Genomic DNA, 23,271 nt, shown 5'->3' on the forward strand with positions numbered 1-23,271 from the left:
GGCGCTGCGGAACCGTCACATCAGCAGTAGTTCAACGGGTCGATGGAGCACACATGACGCGCGAGTCTGTAGCGATGCCGGAGGAGTCCGGGAAGGGCGCCCACGAGGTGATCGTGGCGATCGGGGCGGCGCACCGGCCGCCGGAGGCCACCGGCACGGACGCGGCGTACGACGCGGAGTTCCTCGCGGAGTTCCTCGTGGAGGCCGCCGGGGACCTCTCCGACCCGGCCCGGACCGGCACCCTGCCGTACGGGCCGGCCGCGGCGGAGACCTGGTGGGAGGCGCTGGAGGACGCCGGCGCCGTCCCGGCCGCCGGCCCGCGCCCCGGCGTCTTCCTCGCCGTCCCCGACGGGGCCGGCGCCGGGCTCCCGGCACAGGAGGCGGCCGCCGCCGCGGTCGGCGCCGCCCTGCGGCTCGCCCCCGGAACCACCCCGCTGCTGCGCCGCCTCCCCACCGGCACCGACGCCCTGCGCGCCGCCCACGCGAGTCTCGGCCGGGGCGAGAGCGCCCTCGCCCTGGCCGCCGGTCCCGGCGTACACCTGCCGGGCGCACCGGACTCCGCGACCGGCGGTTACGGCGCCGTCCTGCTGAAGCCCCTCACCGCGGCCCAGGCCGCCGGCGACCGCGTCCTCGCCACCCTCACGTCCACCGGCCACTTCACCCCGGCCCCGGCCCCGGCCTCCGCCGGTCAGGCGGCCACCAGCCCCGACGCGGCCGCCCCCGGCCCCGACGCGGCCACCGGCCCCCGCCCCGGTGGGGCTGACGGCCGGGGTGGCCAGGGTGGGGAGGCCGGGCCCTGGGTGGTTTCCGCCGCCGGGCCCGAGGGGCTGCGGGCGCGGGCGCGGCAGTTGCGCGAGTACCTCACCGCGCACCCCGGCCTCGGCCCCGCCGCCGTGGGTCGGGCCCTCGCCACGGCCCGGCACCACTTCCCGTACCGCGCCGTGCTCTTCGGCGACGGCCGCGACCGGCTCCTCGACGGGCTGGCCACCCTCGCCGACGGCGGGTTCGCCCCCGACGTGGTGCGGGGCGCCGGCGCCGGCGCCGCCCGTCAGGCCGCCTTCGTCCTGTCCGGCATCGGCGGCCAGTGGCCCGCCATGGGTGCGGAACTCCTCGACGCCTCGCCCGCTTTCCGCACCGCCGCCCTGCGCTGCGAGGAGACCCTCGCCCCCTTCACCGGCTGGCTCCTCACCGACGTGCTGCGCGGCGCCCCCGACGCCCCCGGCCTGGACACCCCCGACGTCAGCGTCCCCGCCACCTTCGGCGTCCAGATCGCCCTCGCCGAGACCTGGCAGGCCCACGGCGTCCGCCCCCGCGCCTACGCGGGCCACAGCATCGGCGAGATCGCCGCCGCCCGCCTGGCCGGCGTCCTCACCCCGCAGGACGCCGCCCGCACCATCCACGCCTGGGGCGGGGCCCTGGCCGAACTCGCCGGACACGGCGGAGACATGCTCGCCGTGAGCATGCCCGGTCACCTCCTCCAGGAGCGGCTCGCCCCCTGGGCCGGCCGGCTGGTCATCGCCGCCCACAACGGCCCCGGCTCCCACGTCGTCTCCGGCGACGCGGACGCCGTCCTCGCCCTGCGCGCCGAGCTGGAGGACGACGGCGTCCGCTGCGGCGGCGTACGCCTCGGCGCCGCCGCCCACTCCGCGCACGTCGACGCCGTCCGCGACCGGATGCTCTCCGCCCTCGGCGGCCTCGCCCCCCGCGCCGGCCACACCCCGCTCTACTCCTCCGCCGGCGGCGGCCTCGTCGACGGCCGCACCCTCGACGCCGCCTTCTGGTTCGAGGCCCTGCGCCGTCCGGTCCGCTTCGAGCAGACCACCCACGCCCTGCTGGCCGACGGCCACGAGGCCCTCGTGGAGATCGCCCCCCACCCCACCCTGACCGCGGCCGTGCAGGAGACCGCCGCGGCCGCCGGACGCCACGCCGTCACCGTCGCCACCCTGCGCCGCGGCCAGGGCGGCCCGCGCCGCCTGCACACCGCCCTCGCCGAGGCCTGCGTACAGGGCATCGACGTCGACTGGGCGACCGTCCTCCCCGCCGCCCCGGGAGACCGCGTACCGCTGCCGACCTACCCCTTCCGGCGGCCCTCCGCCGACACCGCCCCCGCCCCGGCCGGCCGGCTCGCCCTGCTGCCCGAGGCCGACCGGGAGCCCACCGCCGCCGCGCTCGTACGGTCCCTCACCGCCGCCCTGCTGGGGCTGCCCGGCCCCGACGCCGTCGCCCCGGGACAGGCCTTCCGCGACCTCGGCATGGACTCCGTCACCGCCGTCGAGCTCCGTGGACGCCTGAACGAGGCCACCGGACTCCTCCTGCCGCACACCGTCGCCTTCGACCACCCCACCCCGGCCTCCCTGACCCGCCGGATCCTCGCCGAAGCCCTCGGCACCCCCGAGGACGCGGCCGCATCCGACGCCGACACCACCACCGCCGCCTGGGACGAACCCGTCGCCATCGTCGCCATGAGCTGCCGGCTGCCCGGCGGCACGGACACCCCCGAGGCCCTGTGGCGGCTGCTCTCCGAGGGCGGCGACGCCGTCTCCGCCCTGCCCGCCGACCGCGGCTGGGACGTCGAGGGCCTCTACGACGCCGAACCGGGCCGCCCCGGCCGCTACTACCAGCGCGAAGCCGGCATGCTCCCCGAAGCCGCCGGCTTCGACCCGGAGTTCTTCGGGATCTCCCCGCGCGAGGCCCTCGCCATGGACCCCCAGCAGCGGCTCCTCCTGGAGACCGGCTGGGAGGTCCTCGAACGCGCCGGCATCGACCCCGCCACCCTGCGCGGCACCCGCACCGGCACCTTCGTCGGCGCCATGAACCAGGACTACGGCCCCCGCCTCCACGAGGCACCCGAGGACATCAGCGGCTACCTGCTGACCGGCAACAGCGTCAGCGTCGCCTCCGGCCGCCTCGCCTACACCTTCGGCTTCGAGGGCCCCGCCGTCACCGTCGACACCGCCTGCTCCTCCTCCCTCGTCGCCCTGCACCTGGCCGCCCAGTCGCTGCGCACCGGCGAATGCTCCCTGGCCCTGGCCGGCGGCGTCACCGTGCTCCCGACGGCCGGCTCCTTCGTCGAGTTCAGCAAGCAGCGCGCACTGGCCCCCGACGGCCGCTCCAAGGCCTTCTCCGCCGACGCCGACGGATTCGGCCTCGCCGAGGGCGCCGGCATGGTCCTCCTGGAGCGGCTCTCCGACGCCCGCCGCAGCGGCCACCGGGTCCTGGCCGTCCTCCGCGGCTCCGCCATCAACCAGGACGGCGCCTCCAACGGACTCACCGCGCCCAGCGGCCCCGCCCAGCAGCGCGTCATCCGCCAGGCCCTGGCCAACTCCGGGCTGACCGCCGCCGACGTCGACGCCGTCGAGGCCCACGGCACGGGCACCCGGCTCGGCGACCCCATCGAGGCCCAGGCCCTGCTCGCCACCTACGGCCGCGGCCGGCCCGAGGACCGGCCGCTGTGGCTCGGCTCCCTCAAGTCCAACATCGGCCACGCCCAGGCCGCCGCGGGCATCGCCGGCGTACTGAAGTCCGTCCTGGCCCTCCAGCACGGTGTCCTGCCCCGCACCCTGCACGCCGACGTCCCCTCCCCGCACGTGGACTGGTCCGCCGGACGGGTCCGGCTGCTGACCGACGCCGTGGACTGGCCCGCCACCGGCCGCCCGCGCCGCTACGGCGTGTCCTCCTTCGGCATCAGCGGCACCAACGCCCACGCCATCCTCGAAGAGGCCCCCGCCGGCCCCCCGGCCGCCGACCCCGCCCCGGACGCGGACAGCCCGGCCGACGCCCCCGTCGTGCCCTGGATCCTGTCGGCCCGCAGCCCCGAGGCGCTGGCCGCCCGCGCCGAAGCCCTCCTCGCCCACACCGCCGCGCACCCCGGCGCCCGCCCCGCCGACACCGGCCACGCCCTCGCCACCACCCGTACGGCCTTCGAACACCGCGCCGTCGTCACCGGCGCCACCGAAGCCGAACTCACCGAGGGCCTGCGCGCCCTCGCCGCCGGCGGCGCCACGCCCCGCACCGCCCGGGGCACGGCCGCCGACGGCCGCCGCGTCGCGTTCGTCTTCCCCGGCCAGGGCTCCCAGTGGGCCGGCATGGCCGTGGAACTCCTCGACACCTCGGCCGTGTTCCGCGAACGGATCGCCGCCTGCGGCCGCGCCCTGGCCCCGTACGTGGACTGGCACCTGGAGGACGTCCTGCGCGGCGCCCCCGGCGCCCCCGCCCTCGACAGCGCCGACGACGTGGTCCAGCCCGCCCTGTGGGCCGTCATGGTGTCCCTCGCCGAACTGTGGCGCTCCTTCGGCGTCGAGCCCTCCGCCGTCATCGGCCACTCGCAGGGCGAGATCGCCGCCGCCGCCGTCTCCGGCGCCCTCGGCCTGGACGACGCCGCCCGGGTCGTCGCCCTCCGCAGCCGCCTCCTCGCCCGCCTCGCGGGACTCGGCGGCATGGTCTCCGTCCCCGAACCCCTCGCCGACGTCACCCGCCGCCTGGAGCAGTGGGGCGAGCGCCTCGGCATCGCCGCCGTCAACGGGCCCCGCTCCACCGTCGTCTCCGGCGACGCCGACGCCCTCGGCGAACTCCTCGCCGCCTGCACCGCCGACGGCGTCCGCGCCAAGCGGGTCCCCGTCGACTACGCCTCCCACTCCGCCCACGTGGAACTCATCGAGGCCGAACTCGGCGAAGCCCTCGCCGGCATCACCCCGCTCACCCCCCGCGTGCCGTTCTACTCCACCGTCACCGGCGACGTCGTCGACTCCGCCGCCCTCGACGCCGCCTACTGGTACACCAACCTCCGCACCACCGTCCGCTTCGAGCCCGCCGCCCGCCGCCTCATCGCCGACGGCCGCCAGGTCCTCGTCGAATGCAGCCCCCACCCGGTGCTCGCCGTCGGCCTCCAGGAGACCGCCGAGGACGCCGCCGCCACCGTGGACGTCCTCCCGTCGCTGCGCCGCGGCGACGGCGGCTCCGCCCGCTTCCTCACCTCCCTCGGCGAAGCCTGGACCCGGGGCGTCCCCGCCGACTGGGCCGCCGCGTTCGCCGGGCTGCGCCCGCGCCCCGCCGACCTGCCCACCTACCCCTTCCAGCGGCGCCGCCTCTGGCTCGACACCGCCGCACCGGCCGCCACCGCGACCGGCGCCGGCCACAGCGAGGAGGAGGCCCGCTTCTGGGCCGCCGTCGAGAACACCGACGTCCGGGCCCTCACCAGCTCACTGGACCTGGCCCCCGACGCCTCCCTCGACAGCATGGTCACCCGGCTCGCCGACCGGCGCCGCCGCTCCACCCGGACCGCCCGCGTCGACGGCTGGCGCTACCGGGTCACCTGGACCCCCGCCGACACCCCGGCCCGGCGCGGCAGCCGCGCCGCCCTCCACGGCACCTGGCTCCTCGTCACCACCACCGCACGGCAGGACGGCGCCACCGCCACCGCGGTCCACGACGCCCTCACCGCGTGCGGCGCCCGCGTCGAACGCATCGCCCTCGACCCGGCGGCCCACCCCGACCGGCAGGCCGTGGCCGAACTCCTGACCGAACGTCTCGGCCGCGACGGCCAGAGCGCCGACACGGTCACCGGGGTCCTCTCCCTGCTGGCCGAAGACCCCGCCGACATGCCCGGACACCGGGTGCCGGCCGCCCTCGCCGCCACCCTCGCCCTCGTCCAGGCCCTCGGCGACGCCGGCGTCGGCGCCCCCCTGTGGTGCGCCACCTCCGGGGCCGTGGCCACCGGCCCCGCCGACCCGCTCCGCCACCCCGCCCAGGCACAGGTGTGGGGCCTCGGACGGGTCGCCGGCGCCGAATACCCACAGCGCTGGGGCGGCCTCGTGGACCTGCCCGAGACCCTCGACGCCCGCACTCTCGACCTCCTCACCGGCCTCCTCGCCGACCCCGCCGGCGAGGACGAACTCGCCGTCCGCGCCAACGGCACCCTCGCCCGGCGCCTCGTCCGCGCCCCCGCCGCCCAGGCCGCCCCCACGGGCGAGCACACCCTCGCCCGCCCCCACGGCACCGTCCTGATCACCGGCGGCACCGGCACCCTCGGCGCCCACGTCGCCCGCTGGCTCGCCCGCTCCGGAGCCACCCACCTCCTCCTGACCAGCCGCAGCGGCCCCGCCGCCGAAGGCGCCGCCGAACTCCGCGAGGAACTCGCCGCCCTCGGCTGCCGCGCCACCCTCGCCGCCTGCGACGCCGCCGACCGCACCGCCCTCGCCGCGCTCCTCGCCACCCTGACCGCCGAGCACCCCCTCACCGGCATCATCCACACCGCCGGAGCCCTCGACGACGGCGTCCTCGACGCCATGACCACCGGCCGGCTGGAACACGTCCTGCGCCCCAAGGCCGACGCCGCACTCCACCTGCACGAGCTCACCGCCGGCCTCGACCTCGACTTCTTCGTCCTCTTCTCCTCCATCGCCGGCGTCGTCGGCAACGGCGGCCAGGGCGGCTACGCCGCCGCCAACGCCCACCTCGACGCCCTCGCCCACCACCGCCGCGCCCAGGGCCTGCCCGCCACCGCCATCGCCTGGGGCTCCTGGGGCAGCGGCCGCATGATGGGCCGCCACGCCGAGGAACACCTCACCCGCCGCGGCATCCTCCCCATGCCCGCCGACCTCGGCATCGCCGCCCTGCGCCGCGCCATGGAACACGAGGACACGGCCGTCACCGTCGCCGACATCGACTGGGAGCGCTTCGTCCGCGCCTTCGCCCACACCGGCGACTACCCCCTGCTGCACCGCCTGCCCGAAGCCCGCCGCCTCCTCGAAGGCGCCGCCGCGCCCGCCGGCGCGCACGGCCCCGCCGCGGCCGGCCCCGCGCTCGCCGGACAGCTGGCCGCACTCCCCGGCCCCGACCGGCTCCGCGCCCTGGTCGAACTCGTCCGCACCCAGGCCGCGACCGTCCTCGGCCACTCCGGCGCCGACGCCGTCCAGCCCCAACGGGCCTTCCGCGACACCGGGTTCGACTCGCTCACCGCCATCGAACTCCGCAACCGCCTGGCCGGCGCCACCGGTCTGCGGCTGCCCACCACCGTCGTCTTCGACTACCCCAACCCGGCCGAACTCGCCGCCCACCTCGACGCCCAGCTCGCCGGAGGCCCGCGCCTGGGTACGCCCGCCACCGCGCCCGCCGCCCGGCCCGCCGACGACGAGCCCGTCGCCATCGTCGCCATGAGCTGCCGCTTCCCCGGCGGGGTGACCTCCCCCGAGGACCTGTGGACGATCCTCTCGCAGGGCCGGGACGCCCTCTCCGGCTTCCCCGACAACCGCGGCTGGGACCTCGACGCCCTCTACCACCCCGACCCGCAGCACCCGGGCACCACGTACGCCCGCGAAGGCGGGTTCCTCCACGACGCGGGCGACTTCGACGCCGCCTTCTTCGGGATCTCCCCGCGCGAGGCCCTCGCCATGGACCCCCAGCAGCGCCTCCTCCTGGAAACCACCTGGGAGGCCTTCGAACGCGCCGGCATCGACCCCGCCACGCTCAAGGGCACCCGCACCGGCACCTTCGTCGGATCCAACGGCCAGGACTACGCCTCGGGCCTGCGCCAGGCCCCCGAAGGGGTCGAGGGCTACCTCCTGACCGGGCGGGCCGCCAGCGTCGTCTCGGGCCGGCTCGCCTACACCTTCGGCCTCGAAGGGCCCGCGCTCACCGTCGACACGGCGTGCTCCTCCTCCCTCGTCGCCCTCCACCTGGCCGTCCAGTCCCTGCGCCGCGGCGAATGCGACCTCGCCCTCGCGGGCGGCGTCACCGTCATGTCCGGCCCCGGCATCTTCGTCGAGTTCAGCCGCCAGCGCGGACTGTCCCCCGACGGCCGCTGCAAGGCCTTCGCCGCCGCGGCCGACGGCACCGGCTGGGGCGAGGGCACCGGCATGCTGCTCCTGGAGCGGCTCTCCGACGCCCGCCGCAACGGCCACCGGGTGCTGGCCGTCGTACGGGGCTCCGCCGTCAACCAGGACGGCGCCTCCAACGGCCTCACCGCCCCCAACGGCCCCTCGCAGCAGCGGGTGATCCGCCAGGCCCTCGACGACGCCGGCCTCGCGCCCACCGACGTCGACGCCGTCGAGGCCCACGGCACGGGCACCCGGCTCGGCGACCCGATCGAAGCCCAGGCCCTCCTCGCCACCTACGGGCAGGAGCGGGAGGCTGACCGGCCGCTGTGGCTGGGCTCCCTGAAGTCCAACATCGGGCACACCCAGGCCGCGGCCGGCGTCGCCGGTGTGATCAAGCTGGTCCTCGCCCTCCAGCACGCGGAACTTCCCCGCACCCTGCACGTGGACTCCCCGACCCCGCACGTCGACTGGTCCACGGGCTCCGTCGAACTGCTCTCCGCCCCCGTCGCCTGGCCCGCGTCCCCGGACCACGTCCGCAGGGCCGGGGTCTCGGCCTTCGGCGTGAGCGGCACCAACGCCCACGTGATCATCGAACAGGCCCCGGCACCGGCCGCCCCCGGGACCGGCCCGGCCCCGGACGACACCGGCGACGGCGCCGCACCGCGCACCTCCCTCGCCTGGCTCCTGTCCGCGAAGACCGCCACCGCACTGCGCGCCCAGGCCCGGCGCCTGCGCGCCCACCTCACGGAGCACGAGGACGCCACACCGGCCGACATCGGCTTCTCCCTCGCCACCGGCCGGGCGGCCCTCCAGCACCGTGCGGCCGTCCTCGGCACCGACCGCGCCGAACTGCTCGGCGGCCTGGACCTCCTCGCCGACGACGGCCCGGCGGGCACCGCACCCCACGTCATCACCGGCGCCACCGACCCGGCCTCCGGCCACGAACCGGGCCGCACCGCGTTCCTGTTCTCCGGACAGGGCAGCCAGCGCCTGGGCATGGGGCGCGAACTGTACGCCGCACACCCGGTGTTCGCCGACGCCTTCGACGCCGTCTGCGCGCATCTGGACGGACACCTGGAACGGCCCCTGCGGGAGGTGGTGTTCGGTGAGGACGCCGAGCTGCTGAACCGGACGGGGTACGCCCAGCCGGCGCTGTTCGCGGTCGAGGTGGCGCTGTTCCGGCTGGTGGAGTCCTGGGGTGTGCGCCCCGACTTCCTCGCGGGGCATTCGGTCGGGGAGTTCGCGGCGGCGCATGTCGCGGGTGTGCTGTCCCTCGAAGATGCCGCGCAGCTGGTCGCCGCGCGCGGCCGGCTGATGCAGGAACTGCCGTCCGGTGGACAGATGGTGGCGGTGGAGGCCTCCGAGGCGGAGGTGCGGGAGCTGCTGACCGGGCTGGAGGACCGGGCGGGGATCGCCGCCGTCAACGGCGCTACCTCCGTGGTCCTTTCGGGAACCGGGGACGCGGTGTCCGCCGTGGTGGACCGGCTGTCGGATCAGGGTCGCAAGACGAAGGCCCTCGCCGTCTCCCACGCCTTCCACTCGCCGCTGATGGATCCGATGCTGGACGCCTTCCGCGAGGTCGTGGAGTCGGTCTCGTTCGACGCGCCGTCGCTGCCGGTGGTCTCCACGCTCACCGGGCGCGTTGTCACGACTGAGGAGTTCGGTTCCGCCGAGTACTGGGTGCGGCACGTCCGCGAGGCCGTCCGCTTCGCCGACGCCGTCGAGTGCCTGGCCCTCGAAGGCGTCCGGACCTTCCTGGAGATCGGCCCCGGCGGAGTCCTGACCGCTCTCGCCCGGGAACTCCTCGACGCACAAGCCGTCACCGTCACCGTCCTGCGCGCCGACCGCCCCGAGGACCTGGCCGTCACCACCGCCCTGGCCCGGCTCCACGTCCACGGCACCCCCGTCGACTGGACGGCCTGGTACGCCGGCCAGGGCGCCCGCCGGATCCCGCTGCCCACGTACGCCTTCCAGCGCGAGACCTACTGGCTGCACGTCCCGGCCACCGCCGACCCCACCGCGATCGGCGTCACCGACACCGCACACCCCCTCCTGGGCGCCACCGTCGTGCTCCCGGACGGCGGCAGCGTCCTCACCGGCCGGCTCTCCCTCGCCACCCACCCCTGGATCGCCGACCACACCGTCTCCGGAGCCGTGCTCGTCCCCGGTACCGCCTTCGTGGAACTGGCCCTGCGGGCCGGGCAGGAAGCCGGCTGCGCCCACATCGAGGACCTCACCCTGGAGGCCCCGCTCGTCCTGCCCGAACACGGTGGCGTCCAGCTCCGCCTCACGGTCGGCGCCCCCGATCCCGAGGGCCGCCGCACCCTGGAGCTCCACTCCCGCCCCGAGGAGGCATCCGCCTCCGGCGACTGGACCCGCCACGCCGGCGGCACCCTGTCCGCCGAAGCGGCCCCGCCCCCGGCGGCGTCCGAGCTCGCGGAATGGCCCCCGCCCGGAGCCGAACCGGTCGCCACCGACGACCTCTACGAACTCCTCGACGACCTCGGCTTCGGCTACGGCCCCGTCTTCCGCGGCCTCACCGAAGCCTGGAGGGACGGCGACTCCCTGTACGCCGCCGCCGCCCTCCCCGCCCCCACGGCACCGGACGCGGACGTGTTCGGGCTGCACCCGGCCCTCCTCGACGCCGCCCTCCACGCCTCCTGGCTCGGCCTGCTCTCCGGCACCGCCACCGGCCAGGCCCTGCTGCCCTTCTCCTGGAGCGCGGTCACCCTGCACGCCTCCGGCGCCCCCGCCGTACGCGTCCGGCTCACCCCGGCCGGCCCGGACACCGTCTCCGTCCTGGTCACCGACACGGCGGGGCAGGCCGTCGCCTCGGTCGGCGCCCTCGTCCTGCGCCCCGTCCCCGCCGACCGGCTGCGCGCGGCCGCCGCACCCCGCTCCGACGGCCTCCTGCGCCTCGACTGGACCCCGGTCCGTACGCCCGCCGACGCCCCCGAACCGGACTGCGCCGTGGCCCTCGCCGGCCCGGACCCCGAGGGCGGTGCGGCTCCGGACGACCCGGCCGCAGCCGTACGGGAGACCGCCCACCGGACGCTCGCGCTGATCCAGGAGTGGCTCGCCGGGGAGCGGTCCGAGCGGACCCCGCTCGTCGTCGTCACCCGGCACGCGGTCGCCACCGACCCCGCCGAACGCGCCGCGCTGGACCCCGCCCAGGCCGCCGTCTGGGGCATGCTCCGCACCGCGCAGTCGGAGAACCCCGGCCGCTTCGTCCTCCTCGACCTCGAACCGGGCCTCGACCCGGACGCCGGACCCGGCCGGGAGGCCCTGCGCGCCGCCCTGGCCACCGGCGAGCCGCAGCTCGCCGTACGCGGCGGCACGCTCCTGCTGCCGCGCCTGACACCCCACACCCCCCGCACGGACCACCCCGCCGACGAGGCCCCGCGGCGCCCGGCGTTCCCGGCCGAGGGCACCGTCCTCGTCACCGGGGCCACCGGCACCCTCGGCCGGCTCGTCGCCCGCCACCTCGTCACCGAGCACGGCGTACGCCATCTCCTGCTCGCCGGCCGCAGGGGGCCCGCGGCCGAAGGCGCGGCCGCCTTCGAGGCCGAACTCACCGCCCTCGGCGCCCGGGTCACCACCGCCGCCTGCGACGTGGCCGACCGCGCCCAGCTCGCCGCCCTGCTGGCGACCGTGCCCGCCGGGCAGCCGCTGACCGCCGTGGTCCACGCGGCCGGTGTGACCGACGACGGCATCCTCCCCGCCCTCACCCCGGACCGCGTCGACCACGTCCTGCGGCCGAAGGCCGACGCGGCCCTGCACCTGCACGAACTCACCCGTGACCTGGATCTGTCCGCCTTCGTGCTCTTCTCCTCCGTCTCCGCCACGCTCGGCGGCGCCGGCCAGGCCAACTACGCCGCGGCCAACGCCTTCCTCGACGCCCTCGCCCAGCAGCGGCACGCGGCCGGACTGCCGGCCGTCTCCCTGGCCTGGGGCCTGTGGGCCGACGGCAGCGGCATGACCGGGAAGCTGGACGCCACCGACCTCGCGCGGATCCGCCGCATGGGCCTCGTCGCCATGGACGCGGCCACCGGCCTCGCCCTGTTCGACGCCGCCTGCGCGGACGGCGCGGACGTGCTCTTCCCGGTCCCGCTGGACCACGCCGGACTCCGCGTCCAGGCGGCCGAGGACACGGTCCCCGCCCTGCTGCGCGGGCTGGTCAAGGCCCCGGTCCGCAAGGCCCACAGCGGTGCCGGCACCCCCTCCGCCGCAGCCGGGGACCGGGCCTCCGCCCTGGCCGCGACCCTGCACGGACTGCCCGAGACGGAACGGGAACGCCTCCTCGCCGACCTCGTACGCGCACAGGTCGCCACGGTCCTCGGCCACGCCTCCCCGGACCAGGTGGAGCCCGAACGCCCCTTCAAGGACCTCGGCTTCGACTCGCTGACCGCCGTCGAGCTGCGGAACCTGCTGGGCGCCGCCACCGGCACCCGGCTGCCCGCCACCCTCGTCTTCGACCACCCCACCCCCCTGGCCCTCACCCGCTTCCTGCACGCCGAACTCCTCGGCGACACCAGCGGCACCAGCGGCACCAACAGCGCCGCGTCCGCCGTGGCCGGTCAGGTGGTGGCGGCCGACGATCCGATCGCGATCGTGGGGATGAGCTGCCGTTATCCGGGTGGGGTGCGTTCTCCGGAGGATCTGTGGCGGCTGGTCGCGGAGGGTGGGGACGCCGTCGGTGGTTTCCCGTCCGACCGGGGCTGGGCGCTGGACGGGCTGTTCCATCCGGATCCGGATCACTCCGGGACGAGTTATGCGCGGGAGGGTGGATTCCTTTACGACGCGGCCGAGTTCGATGCCGGTTTCTTCGGGATCTCGCCGCGTGAGGCCCTGGCGATGGATCCGCAGCAGCGGTTGCTGCTGGAGACCTCGTGGGAGGTGTTCGAGCGGGCCGGGATCGATCCGGCGACCCTGCGCGGTTCCCGTACGGGGGTCTTCGCCGGAGTCATGTACCACGACTACGGCTCCCGGCTCTCCGTCGTCCCCGAGGGCTTCGAGGGGTACCTCGTCAACGGCAGCGCGGGCAGCATCGCCTCCGGCCGCGTCGCCTACACCTTCGGCCTCGAAGGCCCCGCGGTGACGGTGGACACGGCGTGCTCCTCGTCGCTGGTCGCCCTGCACCTGGCGGCGCAGGCCCTGCGCCAGGGCGAGTGCTCGATGGCGCTGGTCGGCGGTGTGACGGTGATGGCGACCCCGAACATCTTCATCGAGTTCAGCCGCCAGCGCGGCCTGGCCGCCGACGGCCGCTGCAAGGCCTTCTCGGCCTCGGCGGACGGTACGGGCTGGGCCGAAGGGGCCGGCATGCTGCTCGTCGAGCGGCTCTCCGACGCCCGCCGCAACGGCCACCAGGTGCTGGCCGTCGTACGGGGCACCGCGATCAACCAGGACGGTGCGTCCAACGGTCTGACCGCCCCGAACGGGCCCGCGCAGCAGCGGGTGATCCGCCAGGCGCTGGCGCAGGCCGGACTCGCGGCGGCGGACGTCGACGCCGTGGAGGCCCACGGCACCGGCACCACCCTCGGCGACCCGATCGAGGCCCAGGCACTCCTGGCCACCTACGGTCAGGAGCGGGAGGCGGACCGGCCCCTGTGGCTCGGCTCCCTGAAGTCCAACATCGGGCACACACAGGCCGCGGCCGGCGTCGCGGGTGTGATCAAGATGGTGATGGCGATGCGCCACGGGGTCCTGCCCAGGACCCTGCACGTGGACGAGCCGTCTCCGCACGTGGACTGGTCGGCGGGGGACGTGCGCCTGCTGACCGAGGCACAGGAGTGGGCGGAGCGGGACGGCCGTCCGCGCCGCGCGGGCGTCTCCTCCTTCGGCGTCAGCGGCACCAACGCCCACGTCGTCATCGAGCAGCCCGCACTGCACGAGGCCCCGGCCCGGACCGAACCGTCCCCCGGCACGGCCGTCGTCTGGCCGCTGTCGGCCAAGGACCCGGCGGCACTGCGCGCCCAGGCCGGACGCCTGCTCGCCCATCTCACCGCCCACCGGGACCTCCCCCCGCTCGACGTGGCCCTCTCCCTGGCCCCGAAGGCCGCCCTGGAGCTGCGGTCCGCCGTCACCGGAACGGACCGCGAGGAACTGCTCGCCGGGCTGGCGGACCTCGCCGCGGGACGCCCGTCGCCCACTGCGGTCCTGAGGACGGAAGCGGCACCCGGCACGCCCGTGGGCGGCAGCCGCACCGCGTTCCTGTTCTCCGGTCAGGGCAGCCAGCGCCTCGGCATGGGGCGCGAACTGCACGCCGCCTTGCCGGTGTTCGCCGAGGCTTTCGACGCCGTGTGTGCCGCCCTGGATCCGCACCTCGAACTGCATTTGCGGGATGTGGTGTTCGGTGAGGACGCCGAGCTGTTGAACCGTACGGGGTGTGCCCAGCCGGCGCTGTTCGCGGTCGAGGTGGCGTTGTTCCGGCTGGTGGAGTCCTGGGGTGTGCGCCCCGATTTCCTTGCGGGGCATTCGGTCGGGGAGTTCGCGGCGGCGCATGTCGCGGGTGTGCTGTCTCTCGAAGATGCCGCGCAGCTGGTCGCCGCGCGGGGCCGGTTGATGCAGGAACTGCCGTCCGGGGGAGTGATGGTGGCGGTGGAGGCCTCCGAGGGGGAGGTGCGGGAGCTGCTGTCCGGGCTGGAGGACCGGGTGGGGATCGCCGCCGTCAACGGGCCGACGTCCGTGGTGGTTTCGGGTGCGGAAGAGGTCGTGGAGTCGGTCGTGGACCGGCTGTCGGCTCAGGGCCGTAAGACGAAGGCCCTCACCGTCTCCCACGCCTTCCATTCACCGCTGATGGATCCGATGCTGGACGCCTTCCGCGAGGTCGTGGAGTCGGTCTCGTTCGAGGCGCCGTCACTGCCGGTCGTCTCCACGCTCACCGGACGCCTGATCACGGCCGAGGAGTTCGGTTCCGCCGAGTACTGGGTGCGGCACGTCCGCGAGGCCGTCCGTTTCGCCGACGCCGTCGACTGCCTGGCCCTCGAAGGCGTCCGGACCTTCCTGGAGATCGGCCCCGGGGGAGTCCTGACCGCCCTCGCCCAGGACGTGCTGGACGAGCGAGCCCTCACCGTCCCCGTCCTGCGCGCCGACCGCCCCGAGCACCTGGCCGTCACCACCGCCCTGGCCCGGCTCCACGTCCACGGCACCGCCGTCGACTGGGCCGCCGTCCACGCGGGCCGCGGCGGCCGCCGTGCCGACCTGCCCACCTACCCCTTCCAGTACGCGCACTACTGGCTCGACGCCCCGGCCGCCACCGGCGACGTCACCGCCGCCGGACTGGCCGGCGCCGGACACGCCCTGTTCGGGGCGACGGCCCTGCTGCCCGACGGCGCGGGCTGCCTCCTCACCGGGCGCCTGTCCCTCGCGACCCACCCCTGGCTCGCGGACCACGCCGTCTCCGGTGTGACCCTCCTCCCCGGTACCGCCTTCCTGGAGATGGCCGTACGCGCCGGCGACGAACTCGGCTGCGGCCGCGTCGAGGAACTCGCCCTCGCCGCACCCCTGGTCCTGCCCGAGCAGGGCGCGGTCCAGGTCCGGGTGGTCGTCGGAGCGGAGGAAGAGGCATCGGGACGGCGGCCGGTGAAGGTCTACTCCCGTGCCGAAGCCGCCACCGACACCGCCGGGGAGGACGCCTGGACCCGCCACGCGACGGGCTTCCTCACCCCCGACACCCACCAGACCCCGCCGGAGACGGACGGCGCATGGCCCCCGGCGGGTGCCACCGCCGTCGACCTCCACGACTGCTACGGTCGGCTGGCCGACGCCGGCTTCGGCTACGGGCCGGTGTTCCAGGGCCTGCGCGCCGTCTGGCGGGGCACTGAGGGCGACCTGTTCGCCGAGGTCGCGCTGCCCGAAGGAACCCCCGCCGACGGGTTCGCCGTGCACCCCGCGCTCCTCGACGCCGCCCTGCACGCCCTGAGCGTCGGGGAGTTCCTCGACGCCGACCCGGCCGGCCGGCTCCCGTTCGCCTGGAGCGGCGTCAGCGTGTACGGCAGCGGAGCCGCGTCCCTGCGCGTCCGCCTGACCCGGGCCGCGAGCCGGCCGGACGCGGTGGAGCTGCGGATCAGCGACGGCCTCGGACGGCCCGTCGCCTCGGTCGACTCGCTGCTCCTGCGCACGGTGACCCCCGAGCAGCTCGCCGAGGCCGGCGCCACCGCCCACGGCGGCGCCGGGCCGCGGGACGCGCTGTTCCGCGTGGCGTGGGAACGGTGCGAACCGGTCGCCGGACCGGAGGCCGGACCGGAGGCCGCCGTACCGGTCCGGTGCGGGCGCCTCGCGGAGCTGGACGGGAACCCCGTACCCGGGCACGTGGCCGTCACGCTGCCGGACCCGGCGGAGGGGACCGCACCGGCCGCGGCCACGCGCCGGGCCCTGGAACTGCTCCAGGAGTGGCTGGCCGACGACCGCTACGCCGCTTCCCGGCTGGTCGTCGTGACCCGCGGCGCGGTCGACGCGTCACCGGCCGCCACCGGGGCCGCCGCAAGCACCGTGGACCCCGTACAGGCAGCCGTCTGGGGCCTCGTACGCTCGGCCCAGTCCGAGAACCCCGGCCGGTTCCTGCTGGTGGACGCCGACGGCGACGACACCGCGGGCCTGTCGGCCGCCGTGGCCTGCGGGGAACCCCAGGTCGCGGTCCGCGACGGAGCCCTGTTCGTTCCGCGGCTCGTGCGGGCCGGCGACCCCGCCCCGGCCGAGGACGCCCCCGTGTCCTTCCCGGCCGACGGAACCGTGCTGATCACCGGCGCGTCCGGTGCGCTGGGCCGGCTCGTGGCACGCCACCTGGTCACCGAACACGGAGTCCGGCACCTGCTGCTGGCCAGCCGCCGGGGCCAGGACGCGCCCAGCGCACCCGAGTTCGCCGAGGAGCTGCGTGAACTCGGCGCCGAGGCCCGGACGGTGGGCTGCGACGTCGCGGACCGCGCCGAGCTCGCCGCCCTGCTGGCGACCGTGCCCGCCGAGCACCCCCTGACCGCCGTGGTCCACGCGGCCGGTGTGACCGACGACGGCACCGTCGCCGCCCTCACCCCGGAACGCGTCGACCGGGTGTTCCGCCCCAAGGCCGACGCGGCCCTCCACCTGCACGAACTGACCCGCGACGCAGGGCTGTCCGCCTTCGTCCTGTTCTCCTCCGCCGCCGGCACCCTCGGCAGCGCCGGGCAGGCCAACTACAGTGCCGCGAACTCCTACCTCGACGCCCTGGCGGCGTCCCGCCGGGCCGAAGGACTGCCCGCCGTGTCGCTCGCCTGGGGCCTGTGGGCCCAGAGCAGCACCCTCACGGACGGACTGGCCGCCGCCGACCGGCACAGGATCAGCCGTTCCGGCCTGATCGCCCTGGAGGCGGCCGAGGGCCTGGCGCTCTTCGACGCCGCCTGCCGTTCCGAACGGCCCGTACTGGTCCCCGTCCGCCTGGACACCGGGGCACTGCACGCCCAGGCCCGCGCGGGCGCCCTGCCGCCACTGCTGCGGAAGCTCGTCCGCACCTCCGTACGGCGCAGCCTCGACGGCGCCCCGCAGACGGCGCCCGGTCAGAGCCCGCTGGCCGGCCGGCTCGCCGCCCTGCCGCAGGACGAGCGGTACACATCCGTCCTCGACCTGGTCCGCACCCAGGTGGCGGCGGTCCTCGGCCATGCGTCCGCCCGGTCCGTCGCGGTGGACCGGCAGTTCAGGGACCTCGGGTTCGACTCGCTGACCGCCGTCGAACTGCGCAACACCCTCAACACCGCCACCGGTCTGCGACTGCCCGCGACCCTCGTCTTCGACCACCCCACCCCCGACGCGCTGACCCGCCTGCTCCTTACCGAACTCCTCGGCGGCGACAGCGGCACCACCAACACCGCCGCGTCCGCCGTGGCCGGTCAGGTCGTGGCGGCCGACGATCCGATCGCGATCGTGGGGATGAGCTGCCGTTATCCGGGTGGGGTGCGTTCTCCGGAGGATCTGTGGCGGCTGGTCGCGGAGGGCGGTGACGCCGTCGGTGGTTTCCCGTCCGACCGGGGCTGGGCGCTGGACGGGCTGTTCCATCCGGATCCGGATCACTCCGGTACGAGTTATGCGCGGGAGGGTGGATTCCTTTACGAGGCGGCCGAGTTCGACGCCGGTTTCTTCGGGATCTCGCCGCGTGAGGCCCTGGCGATGGATCCGCAGCAGCGGCTGCTGCTGGAGACCTCGTGGGAGGTGTTCGAGCGGGCCGGGATCGATCCGGCGACCCTGCGCGGTTCCCGTACGGGCGTCTTCGCCGGAGTCATGTACCACGACTACGGCTCGCAACTCGGTGGGACCGTACCCGAGGGCCTCGAAGGACACCTCGGCATGGGCACCTCCGGCAGCGTGGCCTCGGGCCGGCTCTCGTACACCTTCGGCCTCGAAGGCCCCGCGGTGACGGTGGACACGGCGTGCTCCTCGTCGCTGGTCGCCCTGCACCTGGCGGCGCAGGCCCTGCGCCAGGGCGAATGCTCCATGGCCCTGGTCGGCGGCGTCACCGTCATGGCGACCCCGAACACCTTCGTCGAGTTCAGCCGCCAGCGCGGCCTGGCCGCCGACGGCCGCTGCAAGGCGTTCTCCGCCGACGCCGACGGCACCGGCTGGGCCGAAGGGGCCGGCATGCTCCTCGTCGAGCGGCTCTCCGACGCCCGCCGCAACGGCCACCGGGTGCTCGCGGTGGTCCGCGGATCGGCGGTGAACCAGGACGGTGCGTCCAACGGTCTGACCGCCCCGAACGGGCCCGCGCAGCAGCGGGTGATCCGCCAGGCGCTGGCGCAGGCCGGACTCGCGGCGGCGGACGTCGACGCCGTGGAGGCCCACGGCACCGGCACCACCCTCGGCGACCCGATCGAGGCCCAGGCGCTCCTGGCCACCTACGGTCAGGAGCGGGAGGCGGACCGGCCGCTGTGGCTGGGCTCCCTGAAGTCCAACATCGGGCACACGCAGGCCGCGGCTGGCGTCGCGGGTGTGATCAAGATGGTGATGGCGATGCGCCACGGGGTCCTGCCCAGGACCCTGCACGCCGACAAGCCGTCCCCCCACGTGGACTGGTCGACCGGAACGGTACGGCTGCTGACGGAGGCCCGCGCATGGGCCGGGGACGGTGGCCGTCCGCGCCGCGCGGGCGTCTCCTCCTTCGGCGTCAGCGGCACCAACGCCCACGTCGTACTGGAACACGCACCCGGAGCGGAACCCGAACCGTCCGCCTCCGACACCTCCGTCGAGCCCGGGGCCGTCGCCTGGGTGCTGTCGGCCAAGGGCGAGACCTCCCTGCGCGCCCAGGCGCGGCGCCTCGCGACCCACGTCACCGAGCACCCGCACCTCGGGCTCGCCGACATCGGACGCTCGCTCGCCGTGTCGCGTGCCGCGATGGCACGGCGTGCCGCCGCCGTGGGCACGGACCGCGCGGAACTGCTGGCGGCCCTGGAGGCCATCGCCACGGGCCGGCAGGCGGCCGGTGCCGTACGGGGCGAAGCCGAGCCCGGCGGACCCGCCGACGGGAGCAGGACCGCGTTCCTGTTCTCCGGGCAGGGCAGCCAGCGCCTGGGCATGGGGCGCGAACTGCACGCCGCCTTCCCGGTGTTCGCCGAAGCCTTCGACGCCGCCTGCGCGGCCCTGCACCCCTGCCTCGAACTGCCGCTGCGGGACGTGGTGTTCGGTGAGGACGCCGAGCTGCTGAACCGTACGGAATACACCCAGCCGGCGCTGTTCGCCGTCGAGGTGGCCCTCTTCCGGCTGGTGGAGTCCTGGGGCGTGCGCCCCGACTTCCTCGCCGGGCACTCCGTCGGGGAGTTCGCGGCGGCGCATGTCGCGGGTGTGCTGTCCCTCGAAGACGCCGCGCAGCTGGTCGCCGCGCGCGGCCGGCTGATGCAGGAACTGCCGTCCGGTGGAGTGATGGTGGCGGTGGAGGCCTCCGAGGCGGAGGTGCGGGAGCTGCTGTCCGGGCTGGAGGACCGGGTGGGGATCGCCGCCGTCAACGGTGCTACCTCCGTGGTCCTTTCGGGATCCGGGGACGCGGTGTCCGCCGTGGTGGACCGGCTGTCGGATCAGGGCCGTAAGACGAAGGCCCTCGCCGTCTCCCACGCCTTCCATTCGCCGCTGATGGATCCGATGCTGGACGCCTTCCGCCAGGTCGTGGAGTCGGTGTCGTTCGCGGCGCCGTCGCTGCCGGTGGTCTCCACGCTCACCGGGCGCGTTGTCACGGCCGAGGAGTTCGGCTCCGCCGAGTACTGGGTGCGGCACGTCCGCGAGGCCGTCCGTTTCGCCGACGCCGTCACCACCCTCGCCGCCGAGGACGTGCGGACCTTCCTGGAGATCGGCCCCGGCGGGATCCTGACCGCCCTCGCCCAGGAGGTGCTCGACGAGCGGGCGGTGGCCGTCGCGCTGCTGCGCGCCGACCGCGCCGAGGAACTCGCCGTCACCACCGCCCTCGCCCGCCTCCACGTCCACGGCACCCCCGTCGACTGGGCCGCCGTCCACACCGGGCCGGCCCGCCACCCCGTCGACCTGCCCACCTACGCCTTCCACCACCGGCGCTACTGGCTCGCCCCGGCCGCACCCGCCGGCGACGTGGCCGCCGCCGGGCTCGTGGACGCCGCACACCCCTTCCTGGGGGCCGCCGTACCCCTCGCCGACGGCCAGGGAGCCCTGCTGACCGGCAGGCTGTCCCCGGCCACGCACCCCTGGCTCGCCGACCACACCGTGATGGACAGCGTCCTGCTGCCCGGCACCGCCCTGGTCGACCTGGCACTGCGCGCCGCCGACGAGGTGCGCTGCGACCGCGTGGACGAACTCACCCTCGGCGCCCCCCTCGTGCTCCGCGAGGACGCTGCCGTGCAACTCCAGGTCGTCGTCGGCGCGCCCGACGCCACCGGGCACCGTACGGTCGACGTCTACTCCCGGCCCGAGACCGCCGACCCCGCCGAGCCGTGGACCCGCCACGCGACCGGCGTGGTGTCCGTGGCCGCGCACGGACCGCAGGAGCCGACCCCAGACCTCTCCGCATGGCCGGCCCCCGGCGCCGACCCCCTCGACACCGGCGGCGCCTACGAGCGGCTGGCCGGCCTCGGCTTCGGCTACGGCCCGGTGTTCCAGGGCCTCCACGGCCTGTGGCGGCGCGGCGACGAGGTGTTCGCCGAGGTGGCGCTGCCCGAGGACACCGGGGTCACCGGCTTCGGCGTCCACCCGGCGCTGCTGGACGCGGCCCTCCACGCGATCGGCCTCGGCGGCCTGCTGCCCGATGCCGGACGGGGCCGGATCCCGTTCGCCTGGAACGGGGTGAGCGTCCACGCCACCGGCGCCCGCTCCCTGCGGGTCAGGATCGTCCCGGCCGGCGCCGACGCGGTGGCCCTGCTGGCCACCGACGAGACCGGCCGGCCCGTGGTCCGCGTCGACTCCCTGGTGCTGCGCCCCGTCTCGGCGGAGCAGCTGGCCGAGGCCGGACGGGCCCACGGGCGGCAGGACTCGCTCTACCGGCTCGACTGGACCCCCCTTCCCCTCACCCCGGAGGAGCACGTGGACCGTCCGAACGGGCCGTGGACCCTCGTCGGCGGCGACGACGGGCTGCGCACGGCGCTGGAGGACTCCGGCACGGACGTCACCTTCCGCTCCGACCCGGCGGACCCGGCCGACACGGAGGACACGCCGGCGCCCGCCGTCCTCCTCGCGGCCGTCGACGTCCACCCGGACCGCGACCACCCCGTCGCCCACGTCCACGCGACGGCCCACCGCGCCCTGGAACTGCTCCAGCGCTGGCTCGCCGACGACCGGAACACCGGCTCCCGGTTGGCCGTCCTGACCGCCAACGCCGTCGCCGCCAAGGGCCGCGGCACGGAGGACGGGGACAAGGAGGTGGACCCGGCGCAGGCCGCGGTCTGGGGCCTGGTGCGCTCGGCCCAGTCGGAGAACCCGGGCCGCTTCGTCCTGGTCGACCTCGACCGCGATCCGGCGTCCGTACGCGCCCTGCCCGCCCTGCTGGCCACGGGGGAGGAGCAGTTCGCCGTACGCGGCGGAACGGTCCTCGTCCCCCGGCTGGCACGCACCGAGCCCCCGCTCCTCCCCGGCGAGGCCGGACCGGCGTTCACGGCCGGCGGCACGGTCCTGGTCACGGGAGCCTCCGGGCTGCTGGGCCGGCACGTCGCCCGGCACCTGGTGACCCGGCACGGCGTACGCGACCTGCTGCTCGTCAGCCGCCGGGGCGGCGCGGCCGAGGGCATGGACACACTGGAAGCCGAACTCGCCGCGCTGGGGGCCCGCGTCACGGTGACCGCCTGCGACGTGGCCGACCGGGAAGCCCTCTCCCGGGTCCTCGCCGCGATACCCGAGCGGCACCCCCTGGCCGGTGTGGTGCACGTGGCCGGTGTGACCGACGACGGGATCCTCACCGGCCTCACGGCGGAGCGGATCGACCGCGTCTTCCGCCCCAAGGTGGACGCCGCCCTGCACCTGGACGAACTCACCCGCGACATGGAACTCTCGGCCTTCGTCCTGTTCTCCTCCGCCGCCGGGGTCTTCGGCGCGGCGGGCCAGGCCAACTACGCCGCCGCCAACGCCTTCCTGGACGCCCTCGCCCGCCAGCGCCGCGCCGCCGGCCGGCCGGCCGTGTCCCTGGCCTGGGGACTGTGGGGCGAAAGCAGCGGCATCACGGGTGAGTTGACGGACGCCGACCGGAGTCGGATGTCCCGCAGCGGCGTCCTGCCCCTGGGCACCGAGGAGGCCCTCGGCCTCTTCGACGCCGCGACGGCGCACCCGCACAGCGCGGTCGTCCCGGTTCGCCTGAACCAGGCGGAGCTGCGCCGGCAGGCCGCGGCCGGCACCCTGCCGGCCCTGCTCACCTCCCTCGTCCGGATCCCGGCCCGGCGCTCCACAGCCGCCGGCGGAGCGGACACGGCCGCCTCCGGGCGGTCCGGCGCCGCCGGAGGGGACCTGACGGCCCGGCTGGCCGGCCTCTCCGCCACCGAACGGCAGACCCTGCTGCTCGACCTGGTGTGCGAGCACGTCGCCGCGGTGCTGGGACTCGCCTCGCCCCGGGCGGTCCGGCCCGGGCAGGCGCTGCGCGACCTCGGGTTCGACTCGCTGACCGCCGTCGAGCTGCGCAACCGGCTGGGCGAGGACACGGGGCTGCGGCTGCCGCCCTCGCTCGTCTTCGACTACCCGACCCCTGCCGAACTCGCCGACCACCTCGGGACCGCGGCCGCACCGGCCGCCCGGGACGTCACCGGCCTGCTCGCCGAACTCGACCGGATCGAGACGGAGTTGCAGGGCACGGCATCGGCCGGCACGGACCTCCGCGACACGGTCACCGCGCACCTGCGCCACCTGCTGGACCGGTGGACCGCGCCCGCGGGCCCGGCGGAGCCGGACGCGGCCGGTGTCGCGGACGGCCTCCACACCGCCACCGACGACGAGATGTTCGACTTCATCGGCAAGGAATTCGGGATCTCCTGAACCGGACCGGGTGCGGGGCCACCACGCC

The 23,271-nt window shown here is 76.1% G+C and carries 1 protein-coding gene; it reads left to right on the forward strand.

Annotated features, from left to right (window positions below):
* The first annotated feature begins 53 nt into the window (after positions 1-53).
* A complete protein-coding gene (locus tag ACZ5NJ_RS21525; RefSeq protein ID WP_468766692.1) occupies positions 54-23,243 on the forward strand; it encodes a type I polyketide synthase in 23,190 nt (7,729 codons plus the stop codon).
* The last annotated feature ends 28 nt before the right edge of the window (positions 23,244-23,271 follow it).

This window comes from Streptomyces sp. NPDC032091, from assembly GCF_055580265.1.

What these genes read in the sequence shown, in the direction of transcription:
- ACZ5NJ_RS21525 (WP_468766692.1), top strand. Translation starts at nt 54, where the DNA reads ATGACGCGCGAGTCTGTAGCGATGCCGGAGGAGTCCGGGAAGGGCGCC.